Annotated in this window: 19 protein-coding genes and 1 tRNA gene; 14 read left to right on the forward strand and 6 right to left on the reverse strand. The window is 67.2% G+C overall.

What is annotated here, in order from left to right; all coding sequences use genetic code 11:
- Position 1 precedes the first annotated feature (1 nt).
- Positions 2-721 (forward strand): phosphonate metabolism transcriptional regulator PhnF, encoded by a 720-nt coding sequence (phnF, locus tag IEV87_RS00675; protein WP_188475716.1) that lies wholly within the window; start codon positions 2-4, stop codon positions 719-721.
- 13 nt (positions 722-734) lie between these two features.
- On the opposite strand, the gene IEV87_RS00680 is transcribed toward phnF, so the two are convergent.
- Positions 735-3,866: an ATP-binding protein gene (locus IEV87_RS00680; protein ID WP_188475717.1), complete on the reverse strand. Its 3,132-nt coding sequence runs from the start codon at positions 3,864-3,866 to the stop codon at positions 735-737.
- Positions 3,867-4,030: 164 nt separating this feature from the next.
- On the opposite strand from IEV87_RS00680, the gene IEV87_RS00685 reads away from it, so the two are divergent.
- The 10 genes from IEV87_RS00685 to IEV87_RS00730 all read left to right on the forward strand — a co-directional run bounded on the left by IEV87_RS00685 (position 4,031) and on the right by IEV87_RS00730 (position 15,926).
- Complete coding sequence (locus tag IEV87_RS00685; RefSeq protein WP_188475718.1) at positions 4,031-4,276, forward strand: hypothetical protein; 246 nt, start codon at positions 4,031-4,033, stop codon at positions 4,274-4,276.
- Between the two features lie 64 nt (positions 4,277-4,340).
- Positions 4,341-5,339: a hypothetical protein gene (locus IEV87_RS00690; RefSeq protein WP_188475719.1), complete on the forward strand. Its 999-nt coding sequence runs from the start codon at positions 4,341-4,343 to the stop codon at positions 5,337-5,339.
- Positions 5,340-5,395: 56 nt separating this feature from the next.
- Positions 5,396-5,809 carry a DUF1801 domain-containing protein gene (locus tag IEV87_RS00695; RefSeq protein ID WP_188475720.1) on the forward strand — a complete coding sequence of 138 codons (414 nt, stop codon included), beginning with the start codon at positions 5,396-5,398 and terminating at the stop codon, positions 5,807-5,809.
- Positions 5,810-5,968: 159 nt separating this feature from the next.
- On the forward strand, positions 5,969-7,990 hold the full coding sequence (locus tag IEV87_RS00700) for a TonB-dependent receptor domain-containing protein (protein WP_188475721.1): 2,022 nt from the start codon (positions 5,969-5,971) through the stop codon (positions 7,988-7,990).
- Between the two features lie 76 nt (positions 7,991-8,066).
- Positions 8,067-9,116, forward strand: a complete 1,050-nt coding sequence (locus IEV87_RS00705; RefSeq protein WP_188475722.1) for a hemin-degrading factor — start codon at positions 8,067-8,069, stop codon at positions 9,114-9,116.
- A complete protein-coding gene (locus IEV87_RS00710; protein ID WP_188475723.1) occupies positions 9,113-9,967 on the forward strand; it encodes a heme/hemin ABC transporter substrate-binding protein in 855 nt (284 codons plus the stop codon). Before IEV87_RS00705 ends, IEV87_RS00710 begins: the two co-directional genes overlap by 4 nt.
- A 9-nt stretch (positions 9,968-9,976) precedes the next feature.
- Complete coding sequence (locus tag IEV87_RS00715) at positions 9,977-11,050, forward strand: FecCD family ABC transporter permease (protein WP_188475724.1); 1,074 nt, start codon at positions 9,977-9,979, stop codon at positions 11,048-11,050.
- Position 11,051: 1 nt separating this feature from the next.
- The gene (locus tag IEV87_RS00720; protein ID WP_188475725.1) at positions 11,052-11,843 is read left to right on the forward strand and encodes a heme ABC transporter ATP-binding protein; all 792 of its coding nucleotides are present in this window, start codon (positions 11,052-11,054) and stop codon (positions 11,841-11,843) included.
- Positions 11,844-12,042: 199 nt separating this feature from the next.
- Positions 12,043-13,542: an ATPase domain-containing protein gene (locus IEV87_RS00725; protein WP_188475726.1), complete on the forward strand. Its 1,500-nt coding sequence runs from the start codon at positions 12,043-12,045 to the stop codon at positions 13,540-13,542.
- Entirely contained in the window at positions 13,539-15,926 is a 2,388-nt protein-coding gene (locus IEV87_RS00730) for a hybrid sensor histidine kinase/response regulator (protein WP_229737395.1), read from the forward strand. The genes IEV87_RS00725 and IEV87_RS00730 overlap by 4 nt, the downstream gene beginning before the upstream one ends.
- 233 nt (positions 15,927-16,159) lie before the next feature.
- Here IEV87_RS00730 and IEV87_RS00735 read toward each other — a convergent pair.
- The 3 genes from IEV87_RS00735 to IEV87_RS00745 form a co-directional block, all read right to left on the reverse strand.
- Positions 16,160-16,234, reverse strand: a tRNA-Gln gene (locus IEV87_RS00735).
- Between the two features lie 98 nt (positions 16,235-16,332).
- A complete protein-coding gene (locus IEV87_RS00740) occupies positions 16,333-17,664 on the reverse strand; it encodes a mechanosensitive ion channel family protein (protein WP_188475727.1) in 1,332 nt (443 codons plus the stop codon).
- 58 nt (positions 17,665-17,722) lie between these two features.
- Positions 17,723-18,295, reverse strand: a complete 573-nt coding sequence (locus tag IEV87_RS00745; RefSeq protein WP_188475728.1) for an SH3 domain-containing protein — start codon at positions 18,293-18,295, stop codon at positions 17,723-17,725.
- A gap of 108 nt (positions 18,296-18,403) precedes the next feature.
- Here IEV87_RS00745 and IEV87_RS00750 point away from each other — a divergent pair, with 108 nt between their 5' ends.
- The 3 genes from IEV87_RS00750 to IEV87_RS00760 all read left to right on the forward strand — a co-directional run bounded on the left by IEV87_RS00750 (position 18,404) and on the right by IEV87_RS00760 (position 20,946).
- Positions 18,404-19,390 carry a 2-hydroxyacid dehydrogenase gene (locus IEV87_RS00750; RefSeq protein ID WP_188475729.1) on the forward strand — a complete coding sequence of 329 codons (987 nt, stop codon included), beginning with the start codon at positions 18,404-18,406 and terminating at the stop codon, positions 19,388-19,390.
- A 121-nt stretch (positions 19,391-19,511) separates the two neighbouring features.
- Entirely contained in the window at positions 19,512-20,024 is a 513-nt protein-coding gene (locus tag IEV87_RS00755; RefSeq protein ID WP_188475730.1) for a methanogen output domain 1-containing protein, read from the forward strand.
- Entirely contained in the window at positions 20,002-20,946 is a 945-nt protein-coding gene (locus tag IEV87_RS00760; RefSeq protein ID WP_188475731.1) for a GGDEF domain-containing protein, read from the forward strand. The genes IEV87_RS00755 and IEV87_RS00760 overlap by 23 nt, the downstream gene beginning before the upstream one ends.
- Here IEV87_RS00760 and IEV87_RS00765 read toward each other — a convergent pair.
- Together IEV87_RS00765 and IEV87_RS00770 are read right to left on the reverse strand one after the other, a co-directional pair.
- On the reverse strand, positions 20,943-21,515 hold the full coding sequence (locus IEV87_RS00765) for a cob(I)yrinic acid a,c-diamide adenosyltransferase (RefSeq protein WP_188475732.1): 573 nt from the start codon (positions 21,513-21,515) through the stop codon (positions 20,943-20,945). The two genes, IEV87_RS00760 and IEV87_RS00765, sit on opposite strands and share 4 nt — an antisense overlap.
- Positions 21,516-21,517: 2 nt before the next feature.
- Entirely contained in the window at positions 21,518-21,715 is a 198-nt protein-coding gene (locus IEV87_RS00770; RefSeq protein WP_188475733.1) for a twin transmembrane helix small protein, read from the reverse strand.
- Between the last annotated feature and the right edge of the window lie 52 nt (positions 21,716-21,767).

Raw genomic sequence — 21,767 nt, forward strand, 5'->3', positions numbered from 1 at the left:
CATGACACGAGACCGCTGGCGCGACATCCGCGCCCTGATCGAACAGAGCATTCAGGACGGCACGACCAAGCCGGGGGAAAAGCTGCCTACGGAACAGGAACTTGCGCGAATTTACGGCGCGGGCCGCCATTCGGTGCGGCGGGCCGTCGCGGACCTCGCGGCCTCCGGCCATCTGAGCGTGGAGCAGGGGCGGGGCACTTTCGTGCTGCCCCGGCCAATGATCGAATATACCATCAGCCGCCGCACCCGGCTCCGCCGCAACCTCGTCCCGCAGGGCATGGCGATTACCGGGGAGATCCTCTCCGCCGACCGGATCGGCGCCCCCGCGCGGGTCGCGAAGGCGCTTGGCCTGCCCGAGGGGGCGCCGGTGGTCGCCAGCGTGCGCCGGTCGCTGGCGGACGGGCTGCCGGTCTCCTGCGGGACGCTGTATCACGATGCGACCCGGTTTGGCGATTTCCCGGAACGGCGGCGCGAGGCGGAATCGACCACCGCCGTCTACCAGTCTTACGGGATTCAAGACTACCTGCGGGGGGAGACCCGGATCCGCGCCCGGCCCGCGACGGAGGAGGAGGCGCGGCTGCTGCACCAGCATCCCGACATGCCCGTCCTTGTCGTGCGGGCCACGGACCGGACACCGGACGGCACACCGATCGCGCATTCGGAGTCCGTCTGGTCGGCGGCGCGCGTCACGTTCTCGATGCGGGCGGACGAGGAGGACTGAGGCCTTCAATCAGTCAGGGTGTCGGAAGCGCTCCGTCCGGGTCGAAGGCCATGGGGCTCAGCCCGGTCTTCTGGGCCAGATGCCGGGCCTTCCGGGCATGGTCCACTGCCTCCGCATCACGCCCGGCCTTGGCGCAGAGCGCGGCGGCGATGGCGTGGATGCGCGGGACGAACCAGCTGTCGCCGTAGCTTTCGGCCTTCCGCAGGCCGTGCATCGCCGCCTCCAGCCCCGCGTCGATTTCGCCGGCGGCGAGGCATGTCTCGGCCCGGATGCCAAGCCAGTTGGCAGTCTGGATGCCTGATCCGGTGGCGTCGAAAATTCCGATCCCCTCGTCGATCAGTTCCAGCCCGCGGATCGGATCTCCTGCGCGCCCCTCGGCCCAGCCCTGCAGCACCAGCCCGGTGCCAAGCCAGAAGGGATAGCGCTGTGACCGGCTCAGTTCGACCGCGCGGTCGGCGAAGGTGCGGCAGGGCCCGACCTCTCCCACGGACATCAGGATATTTGCGCAGAGCGACAGGTGGATCGCGGTGGCAAACGGGTTGGCGAGCGCCGTGCCGAGGTCTTCGCTGCGGGCGATGTTCGCGCGCATCGCCGGAGTGTCTCCGCGAAGCGCCGCAACCCAAGCGGCGTAGGCGGCGCAATTCACGGCGGCGTTTTGCAGCGTGATCGTGTCGGGCGGGTTGGTGCCGATCAGGGCCAGCCCGGCGTCGAGATGACGACGCGCGCCGTCAAGGTCGCTCATGTGCGTCAGGACGGCGCCAATCCCGCCATGCCCCTGCAGGCGCAGTGCGTTGTCCTGCGTGCGTTCGGCGATTTCCAGCAGGGCGCGGCTGTGGAGCAGCGACTCGCCAAGCCGTCCGGCCACCCAGGTGTGAACCCAAAGGCCGAGCAGGGCGCGCATCCGCGCCTTATCCGACCCGGTCCGTTCGCTGAGATGGTGGGCGCGTCGATAGGCGCGGCCGACCTCCTCCGCGCCATAGCCGGACTGGGCCATCAGCGCCGGGGCGAGGGAGAGCTGAAGCCGCATTTCCTGTGCGGCGCTTTCGGGGCGATCGGGGTCGATCAGCGCCAGCCCCTGTCGCGCAAAGGCGATCGCGGCCCGCCCTGCGGCGCGGTAGATGGCGGCGTTGCTGGCGCGGATCCAGTAGTCCAGCGCACGCCCGGTGTCCCCTGCCTCCTGCGCGTGCAGGGCAAGGGTCTCGGGCAGCGGTTCCGGCCGGGACGGGTCGGCGCCGGTTTCAAGCAGCCGCACCACCTCTCCGTGCAGGCGCGCGCGGTCCGGCGGGGCGATCATGGCATAGGCGGTGTCGTGAAGCAGCATGTGCCGGAAGGCGACGCCGGTGTCGCCTTCGGTCAGGAACCCGGCCGCGACGAGATGTGCGATGTGGGTGCGCAGGGTCGCAGGGTCGAGCCCGAGCAGACCGGCGACCAGTGCCTGGGAAGCTGGCGGGCCGATCACCGCAATGGCGTAAAGCACCGCGCGATGTGCCGGTTCCAGCGTGGCCACCCGCGCCTCCATCACGGCCTGCACGGTGTCGGGCAGGTCCTGTCCCGGCGTCTCTCCGGCAGGGGACGCGAGGGCGAGTTCCTCAAGGAAGAACGGGTTGCCGCCGGCGCGACGGACCAGCGCCTCCGCCGCCGGATCGCTCAGTCGGGCGGTTTCGGGAAAGGAGGAGAGCAGCCTCAGGCAGTCATCCCGGCCAAGCGGCGAGAGGGTCAGGACCCGTTCGGCCAGCGGCGTGTCCCCGGTCGGGCGTGTTGTGACGATGACCAGAAGGGAGAGGCGGTCGCAGTCCCGGATCAGGTCCGAGAGGTGGGCACGGGAGTCGGGGTCGATCCAGTGTGCATCCTCAACGACGATCACCAGCGGGTCCGCTGTGCAGGCGGCGCCGACGACCTGCGTGAAAAGGGCGCTGCTGCGGTCGCGTATGGCGTGGTCGGAGAGGCCCGCCAGCACCTCTGCCGGGGGGGCGGCGGGGTCGAGCAGGCGGCGCAGAAGGGCCCGGTCGGCGGGGTCGAGCGTCTGCGGATCGGGCGCATGCTGCGCCAGTGCGGTGCAGAGGTCACTGACCGGGGCCAGCGGCGTGCTGGCAAGGCGCGGCAGGCATTGGGCTGTGGCGATGGCCATGCCCTCCGCGCCGGTGCGGGCGAGGAATTCGCGGACCAGCCGGGATTTTCCGATCCCGGCGGAGCCCGAGAGCAGCACCGCCTGACCCGCGCCCGCACGCGCCCCGCTGGCCCCGGCGGCCAGGAAGGCCAGTTCCGCCTCTCTGCCGACGAACCCGCCGGTTCCGCGCGGCGCGCGTGCGACGATGCCGGCCCGTCCGCTTGGCTCTGCCCGCAGGACATGTCCGGCCGGGGTGCATTCGACGGCTACCTCTCCCTCCAGGATGCGCCGTGTCGTGTCGCCCAGCACGATGGTTCCGGACAGGCCGGTGCGGGCCAGATCGGCGGCCTGACGTTCGATGTCGCCCGGGGGGGTCCAGTCCTCCGCCTCCGGCGTACCGCCAATGACGACCGCGCCGGTTTCGACGCCGCAGACGACTGCCCCGCCGAGCTCCGCGACAGGGGCGCTGGCCATCACGTCCCAGGCGCAGGCGACGGCGCGGCGGGCGCTGTCCTCGCCATCCTCGCCAAGGCCGAAGACGGCAGTGAACCCGTCGAGCATCATGTGCAGAAGCCGGCCGTGATCCGCGCCGATCCGGGCGCGGGCGACGTCTAGCGTCGCGCGAACCGTCTGGTCCTGTCCCGGCGCGGCACGGATCTGGATCGACAGTACCGACACCAGCCGCTGTTCAGACAGCGCCACCGGATCGCGGGTGGCGGCGGGGCCGGGGGCGTCCAGTGCGTCCAGCGAGGCGACAAAGCGGAAGCCCTGGCCGTGATACGTCTTGATTGCCGCCGCGCCGACCTCCTTGCCAAGTGCCTTGCGGATGACCCGGATCGTCGTCTGCAGCGCGGCTTCCGACACCTCCGCCGCCCAGAACGCGTCGAGCAGTTCCGCCTTCGGAACCATCCGGTCGCGGCGTTCGATCAGGTATCCCAGCACGGAGAACGGTTTCGGCGGCAGGGGAACGGCCCGGCCATCTTGGCGCAGTTCATGACGGTCTGCGTCGAACTCGAAACCCGAGAACCTGTGGATCATGCTCTGTACCAGCGGCCTTGTCCGCATGCGGGCCGACGCGTTCCGGGCCCGGTCGCGGCGGACTGCGGGGCGGCCTCAGAATTCGCTCAGCAGTTGCTCAGGATTCCCTTGCGTCAAGCTTATAACCTTCGGCGGCATAAGCACATGCATGAGAGGAGAATACCATGCCCAAGGTCAAGGAAGCCGGTCTCAGATCGGACGGAGAGCTGGTTCAGGCGGTGTCGGACGCCTTTGTTTTCACGGCGCGCGAGGCACCTGTGTCGCTGATCCTGCCCGCCGTCAGCGCGGCGCGGGAATCCGCCGGGGATCAAAAGCACGACGACTGGATCGACATCCTGACCATCAACACCGGCGAGGTCGCGGACGACACGGGGCACGGCGGCGGGTCATGGGACCTGTTCGGTTTCTGAGACCCGTCACGGGGAGGCCGGGGTCCGGCATCCGCAGACGGTATTCCTTCAAGGACTTATAGCTATGGCATTCAGATTTTTATCATTTTCCACCCTTTCCGTCATCGCCGCCGCTCCAGCGCTGTCCGCCCCGGTCAGCGCCACCAGCACGGTGGACTACTATCACAGTTTCATTCTGAATTCGGGTGCCGGGCCAGCAGGGCTGGAGTTTTCGCTCCTCGGTCTCGACGTTGACACCGGTGCCGAAGCGGAGGTCCAGACGACCCCGATCGTTCCGGACGATGTTCGGTCGACGCAGGTCTCCCACCCCTACACGGACCCGCCGCTTCCCTATTTCGACCGGCGCGTCGTCGCGGAGAGGACACAGGACCTCAGCCAGGTCGCCCGCGCAGCCCACAACGTCACCATCACGAACGAGAACGGGACCGAAAACGCCCTGAGCAACATGATCACCCGGCGTGAGGTCGACAACGACGGCAGCGCCGTTTTCATGTCCGCCGATGGTCTGGTCAGCGGCAGCGCGCGGTCGAACTATCTGATCGACCGGTTCTTCCGTTATACCAACGAGAGCGCGTCCACCGTGTCGTTCAACATCCTCGGCGAATTCTCGGCGTCCGTCGGGGCGGGGTTCAGCGGGGGCGACGGGCTTGCCCGCGCGTCGCTGTCCTACGAATTCGAAGTCGACCCGACGGCGGGCGTGTCGGTGACCTACCTGCCGCTCGCCCCCTACCTGCGGACGATCGACGATGACGATGCGGGTGTCTTCGTGTCCGAGACGCTCGTCACGGGCCCGGACGGCTTCACCTTCAGCGCCGGCGCCTCGTCTTCGGGGCCGGAGGGCGGGGACGGGTTGTTCGAAGGCGGCTTCCGTTATGCCCTGCTGTTCACGATGGAGGCGGGGTCCAGCTTTGTGCTGAACGACCGCTTCGTCCAGAACAACTCGGTGATGTACACGGCCCCCGCCACCCCGCAGGTGCCACTTCCCGCGACCCTGCCGGTGTTGCTGCTGGCCTGCGGCGGGCTGGGTGTCCTGCGGCGCAGGCGGCGGATCGAGGCGCGCTGAGCACCTCACAACTCTGTCCGCTGGACAAGCAGCGGGGCCGGACGGAGACTGGGTGCATGAGCGATGACACGTCTCCCAGGCTGCTGTACGGCGGCAACCCGCAGATCCCGAAGGGATACGGCGATGCGCCGGTTCGGGCCTATATCGCCGCGCTTCCGGGCTGGAAACAGGATGTCGCCGCGCGGATCGACGACATCGTCCCGCGTGAGGTGCCGTGCGTCGTGAGGGCGGTGAAATGGAACTCTCCGCTCTACGGGGTGGAGAAGGACCTCTGGTTCCTGAACCTGCACGCCTTCACGGCCTACATGAAGGTCACCTTCTTCCGCGGCGCGCTGCTGGACCCCGAACCGCCACAGCGGCTGAAAGCCGAAGGCGTGAGGGCCCTGCATATCCTCGAAGGCGATGACTTCGAAACGCAGCTGGCGGTGTGGGTGCGGCAGGCCAGCCAGCTGCCGGGCGAACGGCTCTGACCCGGTCCGCCTCATTTCCCGGCATGTCTTGGTTGTCAATTTTCCCATACGATCCAGACCATTCGCGGGTACTTGACTAAAATACTAAGAATCTATATCCGCCATCGGAGAGCCAGCAACGATCCCCGTGCCAGCAAGATAATCTGATGGACCGAGATCATGACACGCTCCCAGCTTCTGGCGGGCACCAGCCTTCTGGTGCCGCTTGCCCTTCCCCTTCCCGCGCTTGCCCAGGAGACCGTGCTCGACACGATCCGCGTGCAGAGCATGCGCGGCGTCTCCACCAACACCGCAACCGCCGAAACCACGCTTGACCAGGAAGAACTGGACCAGCGCCAAGCCTCGACGCTTGCCGAACTGATGGGGACCGTGCCGGGGGTGACGCTGTCGAACGCGGCCACGCCGCAGGGCTCGTCGATCAACATCCGGGGGCTGGGGGCGGACGCAGGGGTCTACGGGTCCAACACCAAGGTCAACGTGGTGATCGACGGTGTCGCCAAGGGGCAGGAGGAGATCTACCGGCAGGGCAGCCTGCTGACGTTCGAACCGGACCTCTTCAAGCAGGTCAAGGTGATCCGTGGCCCGTCCGAAGGCTTCCGCTTCTCCTCGGGCGCGATCGGCGGCACGGTTGAGGCGGTGACGAAGGATGCCGCCGACTTCCTGCAGGGCGACGACACCTTCGCGTTCCGGCAGCGGCTGGCCTATGAAAGCAACGGCACCGGGCTGCTCAGTTCGTCGATCATCGCCTGGCGGCCGGATGAGCGGCTGGACGTTCTGGCCTTCTACGGACGCCGGGAGTCCGAGGATTACAAGGACGGCAACGGGGTCGTGCAGGCGGATACCGGGTTCGAGCTTCCCGCCTATCTGGTAAAGGTCAAATACCACGCGACGCCGGACCTCAGCTTCTCGGCCTCTTATTCCAGGAACTCCATTGCGCTGCGGGATGTCAGCTATGACTTCATCGGATCGGCCTTCGCAGCGCGGGTCGATGCGGATATCACCGATGAAACCGCCTACCTGGCGGTGGAATACAATCCGCCCAACCCGCTCATCAATCTGACCGCAAAACTGGTCTATACCGACGAACTGATCGAAAACGTCTCGTCCACGACCTCCTCCACGATCTACAACGCGGACAACCGGACAGAGAAGTTGGCCTTCGTTCTGGAGAACAAGGCGGAGTTCATGACCGGCGCGGCGAACCATTCGCTGCTGACCGGGATCGAGGTCGGCAAGCGGGAGCGGAGTTCGATCAGCCACACCGGCGGCAGCGCGGACGGCACGCCGGGCGGGACCGATGAATATGTCGCAGTCTACGTGACCGACGAGATCGACATCGGCGCGCTCACGATCACGCCGCAGCTCCGCTGGGAAAAGCAGAAGATCACCTCGATCGGGAACGCCAATCCGCTCAGCCCGCGCTACGTGCCGGTCGCCGACGGGCAAAGCTGGTCCGATGCGGACGGGGCGGCGGCGGTGTCGGCGCGCTATGCGTTCACACCGCAATTCGCGGCCTTCGGGACGCTGGCCTACAATACCAGCATGCCGCTGATCGACGACATCCCGACCGCCGCGCCGGGCACCTCGACAGAGATCGTGACAACCGAAAAGGCGATCACCTACGAACTCGGCCTGTCCTATGACGCCGCTTCGGTCTTTGCCGCCGAAGACCGGCTCGCGATGAAACTGACCGGGTTCAAGACAGAGGTCTGGAACAACACGACCTATACCAACTACAACTCTGCCGCCGAGGACCGGGTGGACCTGCAGGGGGTGGAGCTTGAACTGTCCTACGCGCATCCCGCGGTCTACGTCGACCTGAACGCCTCGCGCATGCGGGCCAAGTGGGGCGATGGCAGCTGGTTCAACAACGCGCCCGCCGACTCCGTCCAGCTGACGGTCGGCAAGCGGTTCATGGACGACCAGCTCGACCTGTCGGTAGAGATGCGGCACGACTGGGCGACCAACCGGAACGTGCAGTTCGGCGGCACCGTCAACTCAAGCCCCGCCTTCACCACCTGGGCGCTGTCGGCGGCCTACAAGCCCAACTCCGGCCCGCTGGACGGGGTGGAATTCCGCGGCGGCGTCGAGAACCTCTTCGACACGCGGTACACGCCCTACCTGTCCAGCCGACCCGCGCCGGGCCGGACCTTCAAGTTCTCCGTGGTCAAGGTTTTCTGACCACCAAAGCCCGAACCGGGCGGACCGATGCGTCCGCCCGGCCAGATGCCCCGCAACCTGCCACAGGAGGGATAAGATGTCCCCGAGCCCCCAGGAAATCCGCGCAGCCAAGGCCGAGGCCACCCTGCGCGATCGTGACCTTGCCGCGAGCCTGAAAATCAGCGAGGCCCAGCTTGTCGCCGCGCATGTCAGCGTCTCCGGTCCGTTCCGCGCCACCCGGATCCGGTTCCACCCCGACGACGTCATGCCGGTGATGCCCCGCCTCGGTGAGGTCATGTCGCTGACCCGGAATGAATCCATCGTTCTGGAACGGGTGGGAACCTTCGGCGAATACCGGTCCGGCCCGCATGCGGCGATGGTGCTGGGCAAGGATATCGACACGCGCATCTTCCCGAAACACTGGGCCTACGGCTTCGCGGTCGAGGCGGACGGCGATCACGGCACCCGCCGGTCGCTGCAGTTCTTCGACACGACGGGAGAGGCTCTGCAGAAAGTCTACCTGCGCGAGACCTCGGATGCCGCCGCCTGGGCGCCGCTGGTGGAGGAACTGACGCTCGACGACCAGTCCGACGCGATCACGCCTGAGCCCGCGATGCCGACCGAAGGCCCGAAGGCGGATGCCGAAAAGCGCGACGTGCTGGTCGCGGAGTGGCAGAAGATGACCGACACGCATCAGTTCAACCGGATCTCCAGCAGGCTCGGAATGAACCGGCTTGGCGCCTACCGGCTGGCGGGGTCGCCCTATGTGCGGGCCGTCGATCCGGGCTGTGTCGAAGGCTGGATGACCGCACTCAGCGAGACCCGGCAGAAGGTCGTTTTCTTCGTCGGAAACCGCGGCCACATCCAGATCCACTGGGGCACCTTCGACGCGATCAAGGTGATGGGCCCGTGGCTGAACGTGCTGGACCCGATGCTCAACGTGCACCTGCGTGCCGACCGCGTTGCGGAGGCCTATGTCGTGGACAAGCCGACAAAGCGCGGACCGGCGATCTCACTTGAATGCTTTGATGCGGAGGGCGGGCTGATCTTCCAGTGCTATGGCCAGCGCGAAAGCGAGGAAGACACGCTGGACCAGTGGCATGGCATCCTCGACCGGCTTCCGGCGGTGCGCGAGGCCGCGGAATGACCCGTCTTCTTCTGACCCTCGTGGCGGTGCTGATGCCGCTGGCCGCGGCGGCGCAGCCCTACCCGGACGCGCAGCGCATCGTCTCCATCGGCGGCCCGGTGACCGAGCTGATCTTCCTGCTCGGCGCCGCGGACCGGGTGATTGCCCGCGATACGACCTCCTCCTATCCGGAGGAGGTCAACGACCTGCCCGACGTGGGCTACATGCGTCAGCTTTCGGCGGAGGGCGTGCTGTCGGTCGGCCCCGACCTGATCGTGACCCGCGACACGGCCGGCCCGGTCGAGGCGATGGACCAGCTGCGTGCCGCCGCCATTCCGATGGTCGAAGTGCATGACGGCTATTCCGCAGACTCGGTTGTGGCCGCCATGCGGACCGTGGGCGTGGCGCTTGGCCTGCCGGAGAGGGGCGAAGCGCTTGCCCGGCAGGCGGAGGCGGATTTCGCGGCGCTGAAGGCGAAGGCCGCGGCCGGTCCGGCGGTACGGGTCATGTTCGTCCTGTCGAACCAGGGCGGGCGCCTGAACGTTGCGGGCGCGGGCACCGGCGCGGACGGTATCCTGTCGCTGTCGGGGGCGGAAAACGTCATGGCGGCCGAGTTCCAGGGCTACAAGATCGTCTCGGACGAGGCGATCATCGCGGCCGCGCCGCAGGTCATCCTGATGATGGAGCCGACCGGCAACCCGGAGACCGACGACCTGCGCGCGGGCGTGATGGACCTGCCGGCGGTGAAACAGACCCCGGCGGGGGCGGCGGAGGCGCTGGTCCGGGTGCCTCCGGCGGCGCTTGGGTTCGGGCCGCGCACGGCGGCACTTGCCGGGGCGCTGCACGACACGCTGGCCAACGCGGTCAAGTAGGTGGTCGCGATGCCTTCCTCCGCTACCGCGGCGGCGCCGCTTGCGGGCGACCGGCGCGGGCGTGCGGCGGCGCTCCGGGTCCTGCTGCTCGCGGTGCTCGGGGTCATGGCGCTGCTGGCCCTGGGATGGGGCGCGGCGGGCGATACGCGGGTGCTGGCGGCGCTGACGGCCCGGTTCGGGGTGGGCGAGGCCTCCGTCCGCGACATGACCATCGTCTGGGACATCCGCATGCCGCGGGTGCTGACCGCGATGCTCGTCGGGGCCGGGCTGGCGGTGTCCGGCGCCGTCATGCAGGGGCTGTTCCGCAATCCGCTGGCCGATCCCGGCCTCGTCGGCGTTTCGGCGGGGGCGGGGTTCGGCGCGGTGGCGGCCATCGTTCTGGGCGGCTTCCTTCCCGCCGCCGTGCTGGGCTGGGTCGGCGGTTACCTTGTGCCGTTCGCCGCATTCCTCGGGGGCTGGGCCTCGACCCTGATCCTCTATGCAATCGCGACGCGCGGGGGGCGGACCTCGGTCGCAACGATGCTGCTGGCGGGGATCGCGCTTGGCGCGCTGACCGGGGCGCTGACCGGCTTCATCGTGTACCGCGCCACGGACGACCAGCTGCGCGACCTGACGTTCTGGGGCATGGGGTCGGTGGCCGGCGCGACATGGGCCAAGCTGCTGACCGCCGGTCCGATCATCGCCGTCGGCCTGATCGCCATGCCGGTCCTGTCGCGCCCGCTGGACGCGCTGGCGCTTGGCGAATCCGTGGCCGCGCATCTGGGGATCGACACGCAGGCGATGAAGCGCATCGCGATCCTGTCGGTGGCACTGTCGGTCGGGGCCTCGGTCGCGATCACCGGCGGAATCGGTTTCGTCGGCATCGTGGTGCCGCATATCCTGCGGCTGGTGCAGGGACCGGAACATCGCAACCTGCTGCCGAACTGTGCCGTGCTCGGCGCGATCGTGCTGCTGGCGGCGGATATGGTCAGCCGGACGGTGGTCGCCCCGGCAGAGCTTCCGATCGGTATCGTCACGGCCACCATGGGCGGGCCGTTCTTCCTTTGGATCCTGCTGAAGAACCGGCGCATTCTGGATATCTGACATGTTGTACGAAGGCCGTGGCATCACCGTCTCATACGGGACCCGCACCGTTCTGGACCGCGTCGACTTTGCCGCGAGGGCGGGGGAAGTCACGGCGATCGTCGGGCCGAACGGATCGGGCAAGACGACCCTGCTCCGGTCCCTGTCGGGCGAGGCCGCGCATGCCGGACAGGTGCACATCAACGGGCAGGACGCGGAGGCGATGTCGGCCCGCGAGAGGGCCCTGCACCGGGCGGTCCTGCCGCAGTCGGGCAGCATCGCCTTTCCGTTCAACGTGCTGGAACTGGTGCGCCTTGGCCTTGTCGCCGGCCTGGCCTCTGCCGATCCGGGAGAGGGCGACCGGATCGTGCTGGCGGCCATCGCGCGGGTCGGGCTGAAAGGCTGCGAGGCGCGGATGGTGCAGGAGCTGTCGGGTGGAGAGCGGCAGCGCGCGCAACTGGCCCGCGTGCTGGTGCAGATCTGGCAGCCGGTGCTGGCGGGGCAGCCGCGCTGGCTGATGCTGGACGAGCCGGTCTCCGCGCTCGACATCCGCCATCAGCTGACGATCATGCGGCTGTCGCAGGACTACGCGCGGGCCGGTGGCGGGGTGATTGCGGTGATGCACGACCTGAACCTGACCGCCATGTTCGCCGACCGTGTCAGCCTGCTCTACGCAGGAAAACTGCAGCGCAGCGGTGCACCGTCCGAGGTGTTCAACGACCGCGATCTCAGCGCCTGCTACAACTGCCCCGTCCGGGTCAACACACCGCCTGACAACGGCGGGCCATGGGTCCTGCCACAGTCGATGGTGTGACGCGCGCGGGGCGCAGCCCGCACCGGCGGGGACTGCGGTTGTCCTTTCGATGCGCGCGCGACGAGATGCAAAGCCGGCTGGCGGATGCGTGTCCTGCGGCGGTGCGATCACATATCTTACGGAACCTGAATTTCTTCGGGAACCAAAACCGTCCGAAGTCGTTGTGCACGAAAAGCCGCGCTCGGACGGTCGGGATTGCATGAATACTGAAAACGACAACCGCGCGACGACCGGCATCGGGGGCCTCGATGCGGTCCTGCGCGGCGGACTGACGCCGAACCGTCTGTATCTGGTCGAAGGCACCCCGGGCGCGGGGAAGACGACGATCGGGCTGCAATTCCTCCTGTCGGGGGTCGCAGCGGGGCAATCCGGCCTCTATGTCACTCTGTCCGAGACGGAGAATGAGCTCCGCTCCGTCGCCGCATCGCACGGGTGGTCCCTAGACGGGCTCGACATCTTCGAAATGGCGGACGAAGCCGATTTCGGTCTGGAACAGGAACAGTCCCTGTTGCATTCCTCCGACGTCGAACTGGGCGAAACGATCCGCGGTATTCTCGACCGTGTGGAGCAAACCGACCCGCGGCTCATCGTGCTGGACAGCCTGTCGGAGCTTCGCCTTCTGTCGCAGAGCGCGCTGCGCTATCGCAGGCAGATCATGGCGCTGAAGCACCATTTCGCCAGACGCAACTGCACGGTTCTCATGCTCGACGACCGAACCGCGGACCCCGGCGATCTGCAGCTGCATTCGCTGGCGCATGGCGTCATCAGCCTGGAACAGCTCGCCAGCGAATTCGGGGCGGAACGGCGACGGCTGCGGATCGTGAAGATGCGCGGGCTGAAGTACCATGGCGGCTACCACGATTTCACGATCGAACGCGGCGGGCTGCAGGTGTATCCGCGATTGATAGCGGCCGATCACGAGGCAAAGTTTTCCAGCGACCCCATCTCCACCGGTCTCGCCGGGCTCGACGCCCTACTGGGCGACGGTCTGGTTCCCGGGACGAACGCCCTGCTGTCTGGCCCTGCCGGTGTCGGCAAGACGACGACGGCCGTGCGGTGCATGCTCTCTGCCCTGGAGCGCGGAGAGAAGGCGGCCTATTTCCTGTTCGACGAACGGCTGCCGACGCTGATGCAGCGGTGTCGCGCGCTGGACATGGACCTGACGCCCTATGTCGACAACGGTCAGCTCATCATCCGCCAGATCGACCCTGCCGAGCTGACGCCGGGCCAGTTCGCGAACGAGGTCAGGGCGAGCGTCGAACAGCATGAGGCGACCGTGGTGGGCATCGACAGCCTGAACGCCTATCTGCACGCCATGCCAAGCGACACCTACCTGATGTTGCAGATGCACGAACTGCTCAGCTATCTCGCGCAGCGCGGCGTCGTCTCCCTGCTGATCGTGGGGCATCACGGGATTGCCGGCGAACTCAGGACGGACATCGACATCAGTTACCTTGCAGATACGGTCATGCTGCTGCGGTTCTTCGAGGCGGAGGGTCATCTGCGCAAATCCATAGCGGTCATCAAGACGAGGACATCCGACCATGAGCGGTCCATCCGCGAATTCCGCATCGACAAGAGCGGGCTGAGTGTCGGAGTACCCATCACCAATTTCAGCGGCATCCTGACCGGCAGCCCGGTCTACGGACGGCCGCGGGATGACCTCATGGACCTCCGGCCGGACGAGGCGCAATCGTGAACGTCGCGATATCGGCCGACCCCGGGGCAAAGCTTCAGACAGGCGGACCGGCCGTCGCCATCTTCGCCCCGCATGGGCGGGACGCGCAGATGGCCGCACGGCTGTTTTCGGAGCAGGGCATTCCATCGTCGATCGCCGGGGACCTCGACAGTCTTCTCAGGCAGATGACAACGGATCTTGGCGCGGTCCTGCTGACCGAGGAAACTCTGGACAGCCACAATGCCGATAGCCTGCACGAGGCACTGGCGCAGCAGCCCGCATGGTCCGACCTGCCGTTCATCGTGCTGGCCGTCGGAACGGAACGGACCCGGTCGGACACCGCGCGCAAACGCATCGACGCGCTTGGCAACGTCGTGCTCCTGACGCGGCCCATGCATGCCGAGGAACTGCTGCGCGCGGTCAAGTCGGCGCTGAAGGCGCGGCGGCGGCAATTCGAGGCCCGCGACCGGATGGAGGAACTGCTGCTGCGCGAGAAGCAGCTGCGCGAGAGCGAGGCGAAGTTCCACACCATCGCCAACTCTGTCGACCAGATGATCTGGTCGACCCTGCCGGACGGGTTCCACGACTATTACAACGCGCGATGGTACGAATACACCGGCGTGCCCGAAGGCTCCACGGATGGAGAGGCGTGGAACGGCATGTTCCACCCCGAGGATCAGGAGCGCGCCTGGTCGGTCTGGCGCCACTCCCTTGCCACTGGCGAACCCTACGAGATCGAATACCGGCTGCGTCACAGGTCGGGAGAGTATCGATGGGTTCTGGGCCGGGCGAAGGCCGTGCGCGACGACGCGGGCCGGATCATCCGCTGGTACGGGTCCTGTACCGACATCCATGACGATGTGATGGCGCGGGAAGCCGCCGTCGACGACCTGACCCGGCAGCGTGACCAGGCGTGGAATCTCAGCCTCGACCTGATGGCGGTCACATCGCGGTCGGGCTCGATGGAAATTCTCAACCAATCGTGGAACAGCCTGCTTGACTGGGATGTCGATGAGCTCAGAGGCAGGCGGTTTGCCCGGCTGGTGCATCCGGAGGACCTGCCGACAGCCAAGGCGGCCTTCCGTCATGTCATGGAGGCGCCGGTCACCGAACCGGTCGAATTCCGCATCAGGCACAGTGACGGAAGCTACCGCTGGTTCGCCTGGACGGCCTCCGGTCACGAGGACCGCATCTTCGCAACCGGGCGCGACGTGACCGAACGGCGCGAAAAGGACGCCGCGCTGGCCAATGCCGAGGCCGCGCTGCGGCAGAGCCAGAAGCTCGACATGATCGGGCAGCTGACCGGCGGCGTGGCGCACGACTTCAACAACCTGCTCGCCGCGATCCGTTCCAGCCTGGAGCTCGCCCGGCGCCGGATTCCGCCGGGTGCGGAGGTGTCGCGCTATCTCGGCAACGCCATCGCCGCCGCGGATCGTGGGGCGGGCCTGACGCAGCGGATGCTGGCCTTCGCGCGGAAACAGGAACTGCACTTCGACGCGGTCGAGATACAGCACCTGCTGCCCGATCTCCGGGACCTGCTGCAACGCTCGCTTGGTCCGCAGATAGACATGATCTTCGACATTCCCGACGATCTGCCCAGTGTTCTGGTCGATACCAACCAACTCGAGATGGCGATCCTGAACCTTTCGGTGAACGGTCGCGATGCGATGGACGGGTCCGGGCGGCTGACGTTCTCGGCCCGGCAGGTCGCGGATTCCGGCGGCTCCGATCTCGAGGCCGGGGACTACGTGGTTCTCTCGATCGCGGATACCGGGTGCGGGATGGATGCCAACACCCTCGAGCGCGCCTTCGAGCCGTTCTTCACGACCAAGGGCGTGGGCAAGGGAACCGGCCTCGGCCTGTCGATGGTGCATGGTCTCGCGGCGCAGTCCGGCGGCGCATTCCGGATGGAGAGCACGCTCGGCAAGGGAACGACGGCTCACCTCTACCTCCCCATCATCGAGCAGAGCGCCGACACAGCCGCGCCCGATGCCCGCAACCCGGGTCCGGCCCATGCGCGCGGCAACGACCGGAAACTGACGATACTTACCGTCGACGACGATCTCCTCGTCTCTATGGGGACGGTCGGGATGCTGGAGGATATGGGCCATGACGTTCTGGAGGCGAGCTCCGGCGCGCAGGCGCTGGACATCTTCGCACAGCGGGACGACATCGACCTCGTTATCACCGACCAGGCCATGCCCCGGATGACGGGGGTCGAACTGGCCCGGACGCTGCGCGAGAAACGGCCCGACCTGCCGATCATTCTGGCGACCGGTTATGCTGATCTGCCGGAGGGTGCGTCCGGTGAGGTCACGGCCAAGCTGGACAAGCCGTTCTCGGAAGACGGTCTGAAATCCGTCATCCGTTCGGTCACCGAGACCCTGGCAGTCCCGGGCGCCTGACCACTTTCCGAAGGGTATCCAAGGCTGGTACCCTGTCTGGGCGTCCGTATCGGAGAATTGGTCCCCCGGGGGACTCGCGTGGACCGGTTCGGGGGTACCAATACCCGTGGGTGTAACAGTTGGGTCCCATGATCGGACAGCCGGCTGCGCACGACGCGTGGCGAAAAACGCCGCGGCCGGGCGGTCCGCAAGACCCGCGTCGGATGGTCTGACATCACACATATCGTGGAAAGTGGCTGGGGTGGTAGGATTCGAACCTACGGTACACGGTACCAAAAACCGCTGCCTTACCGCTTGGCTACACCCCAACAGTGACGCGCTGATTACTCTGACCCTTACCGGGGTTCAAGCCCTTTCGCGGGAAAAATGGCCGCTTCCCCTGCGGCGGCCCAGGCGGAGGGGCGGGTCATTCCGTCGGGGCATCGTGGGTGAGGAGATCTTCGCTCCGCTTGTCGCGGCGTTCTTCCTCCACGATGGCCTCCAGCGCGTGTTCGGCATGGGCCTGCACGTCCAGCGCCGGCGTGGCGACGGGGGGCACGGGGCGGGTGGCGGCTGGCGCGGGTTCGGGCGGTGTGTCCTCTGCCGATGCGAGGACGGGCAGGCCGGTCAGGCGATAGGTCGGTTCCGGCATGTCGATCCCGGCATCGGTCAGGGCGGCCATGGCGATGCGTATGGCCTCTCCGCGGGCCGCGTTGAGGGAGGTGGTGCGCTGGTCGATCCAGCCGATCAGCCGCAGCGTCACCGTGCTGTCGCCGATGCCGTCGATCCAGGCGTCGGGGGCGGGGGTCTGCAGCGTAAAGGGCAGGGCGGCCAACGTGTCCTTCGCGATCTGCACGGCGCGGGCCATGTCGGCATCCGGGGCGATGCCGATATCGAAGAGGAACCGGCGTTCGTCGTTCATGGAATAGTTCACGATCCGGCTCTTGAACACGGTCGCATTGGGGATGCGGACATGGTTGCCGTCCCAGCTGAGCAGGATCGTCGCGCGGGAGGTCAGGCGGATCACCTTGCCCTCGTCGCCGTTGATCTCGACCGCGTCGTTGGGGCGGAAGGGCTGGCGGATCGACAGCATGATGGAGGCGATGAAATTCTCGACCGTGTCGCGCACCGCGAAACCGATGGCGAGGCCGATGATCCCGGCGGCACCGAGGATGGTCGACAGCAGCGCGGTGGCGTTCAGGATGTCGAGCGCGACGACGATCCCGGCGATCACGAAGGCCAGCCGGATAATCTGGCGGTAGATGTCGGCGATGAAGGCATTCGGGGCCAGCCGGTCCCAGGGCTGGCGCATCCGGGCCAGCAGCAGGCCGAGGCCGAGTACGATCAGGAAGGCGGCCAGCGCGATGGCGAGCAGCGGCAGCCAGGCGACGATGTCGCGCATCCGCTTCTCGAACCTCTCCAGCGCCGGGTTCAGGCGGCGGGCGACATCGGTGGTCTCGGCCACCTGGTTGCGGATGGCGACGACGCCCTCGACCCGGCCGGCAAGATCGTTCAGCGCCCCGGCCTCGGCGGCGGAGAGCGTGGTGCCGCGCAGGGTGACGATGCCGGAGGAAACCGTGACGGTGACGTCCTCGTAACCCTCCAGTTCGTGCAGGATGTTGCGGATGCGGGTGGCGATGGCGGCGTCCTGCTGTGCGCTGTCGCTCACCGTGATGGTGCCGGTCGGCTGGTCAGCGGTCTGGGACAGGGCGGGCAGGGCGGACAGACAGAGAAAGGCGGTCAGAAGGATCCGGAACATGCGCGGCCTGAATTTGCGTCGGGACAATGCGCCGATCCTAGCGGCAGGGGCCCCGCGATCAATCCCGGATTTCGGCCGCGTCCACGCCCCAGAGCGCATCCTTCGGCGCCCAGCCCCGGTAGCCCGCGACCGACAGGCGGCACCAGTCCGGGGTGCACTGGTCCAGCCGGGCGACCACGCCCAGTTCCAGCTGCGCGTTCACCGGGCTCCGGTCGTTCGGGCGGGAGTGGAGGTCCAGCATGTCCCGCTGGACCAGAACCGTGCGCACGCCGGAGATCAGGGAATGGTGGATCCAGCCGCCCACGCCCTCCTGGTCGACCACGCGGCGCCAGTGGCCGAATTCGGCGGTGACCTGCAGCGGCATGTTGCGGCGCATGAAGACCCAGTCGATGCGGTGCGTGACGCTCGGCCCGCGGCGGACGTTGGCCTTGGACGCCTTCATGGAGACATAACGCGGCATCGGCAGGCGCGTCACCGGGCCAAGCGCGGCGGGTTCGGGCGCGGGCTGCGCGGCGGCGGCGGGCACGATCTCTGCCGCGGGCAGAAGCGCAGCCGACTCGTCGCGGGCAAGCACAGGAACCACCCCGGCCAGGAGTGTGAGCGCCAGCGCGCCGAACCAGATATGCCTCATGGTATGCCCCAAACTGCCCGTCTCTTGCGTGGCGGTTCTTGTGCCGCCCGTCGCTTTGGGCCACTTTGCCCCTGAACCGACCACCTGGGAAGCCGGAGGATCTTCTGAATGCCAACTCAGCGTCTGAGTGTTGTCGTTACGCGACGGTTGCCCGAACGGGTCGAGGCGCGGATGGCAGAACTTTTCGACGTCACCCTCGGGCCGCGCGACCGCGCGATGACCCGCGGAGAGCTGGTGGAGGCGATGCGCACGGCCGACGTGCTGGTGCCGAACCTGCGTGACCGGATCGACAACACGCTCGTCGCCCAGGCCGGTCCGAACCTGCGGCTGATCGCGAACTACGGGGCGGGGGTGGACCATATCGACGTCGCGACCTGCCGCCAGCGGGGGATCCTCGTGTCCAACACGCCCGACGTGGTGACGGAGGATACGGCGGACATGACCATGGCGCTGATCCTCGCCGTGACCCGGCGCATCCCCGAGGGGCTGGCGCGGATGCAGAGCGCGGACTGGGAGGGGTGGAGCCCGAACGCGCTGCTCGGCGGGCGGATCGCGGGGCGGCGGCTCGGCATCCTGGGCATGGGGCGGATCGGGCAGGCAGTGGCCCGGCGGGCCAATGCCTTCGGGATGCAGGTGCACTACCACAACCGCAAGCGCCTGCGGGAGGAGACCGAGAGCGCGCTGGCGGCGACCTACTGGGACAGCATCGACCAGATGGTGTCCCGCGTCGACGTGCTGTCCATCAACTGCCCGCACACGCCCTCGACCTTCCACCTGCTGAACGCGCGACGGCTGAAGCTGATGAAACCCGAGGCGGTGATCGTCAACACCTCACGCGGGGAGGTGATCGACGAACCCGCGCTGGCGCGGATGCTGAAGGCCGGGGAACTGGCCGGGGCGGGGCTGGATGTGTTCGATTACACGGCGGATTCGACCGACGCGCTGCGGGCGCTGGAAAACGTGGTCCTGCTGCCGCACATGGGGTCCGCCACGCGCGAGGGGCGGGCCGAGATGGGCGAGAAAGTCATCATCAATATCAAGACCTTCGCCGACGGTCATCGACCGCCCGACCAGGTCTTTCCGGGGATGTTCTGACTTTTCCCGCAATTGCGTTCGCTTTTTAACCTTTGGTTCGGACTTTGCTGCGACGCTTGCGGCAGGACCGGACCTGTCGTGACTGCCACGGCAGGCCGTCGGTCCCCGGATCGGGGGAAAGATGGGCCAGTCGGACGACATCGGCAAACTTGCGGCACCGGACAACGGGATTGACCGGGAAAACTTCCTGAATTCGATGGTCGGCGCGCTCTGCGAAACGATCGAGGACGTCGTCGGGATAGAGGAGGCGGAGGCGTTCATCGGTCTTGTCGGACGACGCATCGGCAACAGCGACGTCGCCCAGATCCTCGATCGCGACGATGCCGACCCAAGGGCGGTGGCCGAACATCTGAAGGCCTTCAAGGCGCGCATCGGCGGGGATTTCCGGGTCGAGTCGGTCGACGGGTCCCGCATCGAATTCTCCAACTGCCGCTGTCCCTTCGGCGCGCAGGCGGAAGGGCGGCCGTCGCTCTGCATGATGACCACCAACGTCTTCGGGCGTATCGCGGCGAATGCCACGGGTTATGCGCGCGTCTCCGTACGGGAATCGATTTCGCGCGGGCAGGGGCGCTGCCTGGTCTCCGTTCAACTGGCACATACGGACGACGAGGATGGTCAGGAATTCTTCGGCTGACGTCGCCGCCTTCGTGGACGGCATCCGGGCTGTCATCAGCACGGTGTCCGGTGTGGCGATGCTTCTGGACCGCGACGGGCACGTGCTGTGCGGAAATTCGGCCTACCGGGCGCTGACAGAAGACGGCACGCGGCTGGATCGCACGACCGACTGTTTCAGGCAGACCCTCGAAGATGCCTTCGGAACCGGCCAGCCCAGCTTTCATACGCTGGATTTCGGGTCGGGGCGTCGGATCGGTTTCGCCTGCCGCAGGATCGGCGGTGGCGAGACAGCCGGCCCATTTGTGCTGCTGCATGAATCCGGGCGGCAGAACGTGGCCCGCAAGTTCATCAATGCGAACCGCGGCATGGCCCGCAGCATCCGGGCAGAGGAACGGGCGCGGGCGGCTGAATTCCAGCTGAGGAAAGAGGCGAACCACTGGCGGTCGGTGTCGATGACCGATCAGCTGACCGGGCTGCTCAACGCCACCGGTTTCCGCGATCAGGGCGCGGCCCTGCTCAGGCGCTGCGAGGTCTGCGCCGTGATCTACCTCGACCTCAACGGATTCAAGACGATCAACGACTCCCTTGGCCACGAAGCGGGCGACCGTCTGCTGGCCGACATAGCCACCTCGCTCAGGGAGGCGATCCGCGCCAGCGATCTGGCGGCGCGGCTTGGCGGGGACGAATTCGCGCTGATGCTGCCCGGCTGCCCCGAGGAGGAGACGGAGAAGGTGACGCAACGAATCCGCGACGCGGTGCGGCGGCGTTTCCCGCAGGACCGCGGGCCCGACCTGCCGACGCTGATCCTGCAGGTGGACAGTGCCGTTGGCTGCGCCCGCTTTCCGGAAGACGGCAGGACGCTGGATCAGCTGATCGCACTGGCGGACGGGCGCATGTATGCGGACAAGTCGGCCTCCCGCCTGCGCCGTGCGGGGGGTTAGCGGCTGGCCCCCGGCACCCAGAGCACGTCGGCCTTGCCGCCGCCATTGGCGATCCGGCTCGCGACGAAGAACCAGTCCGAAAGGCGGTTCAGGTATTTGACAGCCACCGGGTTACAGCCCTCCTCCGTCATCAGCGCGACCGACAGACGTTCGGCCCGGCGCGACACGGTACGGCACAGGTGCAGGTGCGCGGCGAGGGCAGAGCCGCCGGGAAGGACGAAGCTGCGCAGCGGCTGCAGGTCAGCGTTCATTGCGTCGATCTCCTGCTCCAGCCGGTCGACCTGGGTGGCGATGATGCGCAGCGGCGGGTATTCCGCCTGTGCATCGCCGTCCATGTCCGGACGGCAGAGATCCGCGCCAAGGTCGAAAAGGTCGTTCTGGATCCGGGCGAGGGCCGCGTCCATGTCGCCCTCCGCATGCAGACGGGCCAGGCCGATGGTGGCGTTGGTTTCGTCGACCGTCCCATAGGCATCGACCCGGAGGGAGGGTTTGGGCACGCGGCTGCCGTCGCCAAGCGCGGTTTCCCCCGCGTCGCCGGTGCGGGTGTATATCTTGGACAGGACAACCATGTTCAGCCTCCGCGACGGATGTAGACGTAGCCCAGGATCAGCACCACGGCGACAAGCTGGGCCAGAATGCGCAGTTGCATGACCTTGTTGGCCTTTTTCCCGTCGACTCCGGCGGCGAATCCGCCGATCCCGTACAACAGGATCCCGGCGACCGCGGCAACGGCCAGGGCGACGATGATGAAGAGCGGATCGTTGAGCATGGTTCGGGCCCCCTTCCTTTGGTCTGATGTAGCGGGCTTTGGCGCAAAAGCG

It is taken from the genome of Primorskyibacter flagellatus (assembly GCF_014638275.1).
GTDB lineage: Bacteria > Pseudomonadota > Alphaproteobacteria > Rhodobacterales > Rhodobacteraceae > Pseudooceanicola > Pseudooceanicola flagellatus_A.

Bases quoted from the DNA above. Each gene is read 5' to 3' on its own strand.
- IEV87_RS00745 (WP_188475728.1), bottom strand. From the start codon at position 18,295: ATGAGGCATATCTGGTTCGGCGCGCTGGCGCTCACACTCCTGGCCGGG.
- IEV87_RS00685 (WP_188475718.1), top strand. From the start codon at position 4,031: ATGCCCAAGGTCAAGGAAGCCGGTCTCAGATCGGACGGAGAGCTGGTT.
- IEV87_RS00695 (WP_188475720.1), top strand. From the start codon at position 5,396: ATGAGCGATGACACGTCTCCCAGGCTGCTGTACGGCGGCAACCCGCAG.
- IEV87_RS00700 (WP_188475721.1), top strand. From the start codon at position 5,969: ATGACACGCTCCCAGCTTCTGGCGGGCACCAGCCTTCTGGTGCCGCTT.
- IEV87_RS00770 (WP_188475733.1), bottom strand. From the start codon at position 21,715: ATGCTCAACGATCCGCTCTTCATCATCGTCGCCCTGGCCGTTGCCGCG.
- IEV87_RS00760 (WP_188475731.1), top strand. From the start codon at position 20,002: ATGGTCAGGAATTCTTCGGCTGACGTCGCCGCCTTCGTGGACGGCATC.
- IEV87_RS00715 (WP_188475724.1), top strand. From the start codon at position 9,977: ATGCCTTCCTCCGCTACCGCGGCGGCGCCGCTTGCGGGCGACCGGCGC.
- IEV87_RS00750 (WP_188475729.1), top strand. From the start codon at position 18,404: ATGCCAACTCAGCGTCTGAGTGTTGTCGTTACGCGACGGTTGCCCGAA.
- IEV87_RS00725 (WP_188475726.1), top strand. From the start codon at position 12,043: ATGAATACTGAAAACGACAACCGCGCGACGACCGGCATCGGGGGCCTC.
- IEV87_RS00765 (WP_188475732.1), bottom strand. From the start codon at position 21,515: ATGGTTGTCCTGTCCAAGATATACACCCGCACCGGCGACGCGGGGGAA.
- IEV87_RS00720 (WP_188475725.1), top strand. From the start codon at position 11,052: ATGTTGTACGAAGGCCGTGGCATCACCGTCTCATACGGGACCCGCACC.
- phnF (WP_188475716.1), top strand. From the start codon at position 2: ATGACACGAGACCGCTGGCGCGACATCCGCGCCCTGATCGAACAGAGC.
- IEV87_RS00705 (WP_188475722.1), top strand. From the start codon at position 8,067: ATGTCCCCGAGCCCCCAGGAAATCCGCGCAGCCAAGGCCGAGGCCACC.
- IEV87_RS00680 (WP_188475717.1), bottom strand. From the start codon at position 3,866: ATGATCCACAGGTTCTCGGGTTTCGAGTTCGACGCAGACCGTCATGAA.
- IEV87_RS00755 (WP_188475730.1), top strand. From the start codon at position 19,512: ATGGGCCAGTCGGACGACATCGGCAAACTTGCGGCACCGGACAACGGG.
- IEV87_RS00710 (WP_188475723.1), top strand. From the start codon at position 9,113: ATGACCCGTCTTCTTCTGACCCTCGTGGCGGTGCTGATGCCGCTGGCC.
- IEV87_RS00740 (WP_188475727.1), bottom strand. From the start codon at position 17,664: ATGTTCCGGATCCTTCTGACCGCCTTTCTCTGTCTGTCCGCCCTGCCC.
- IEV87_RS00690 (WP_188475719.1), top strand. From the start codon at position 4,341: ATGGCATTCAGATTTTTATCATTTTCCACCCTTTCCGTCATCGCCGCC.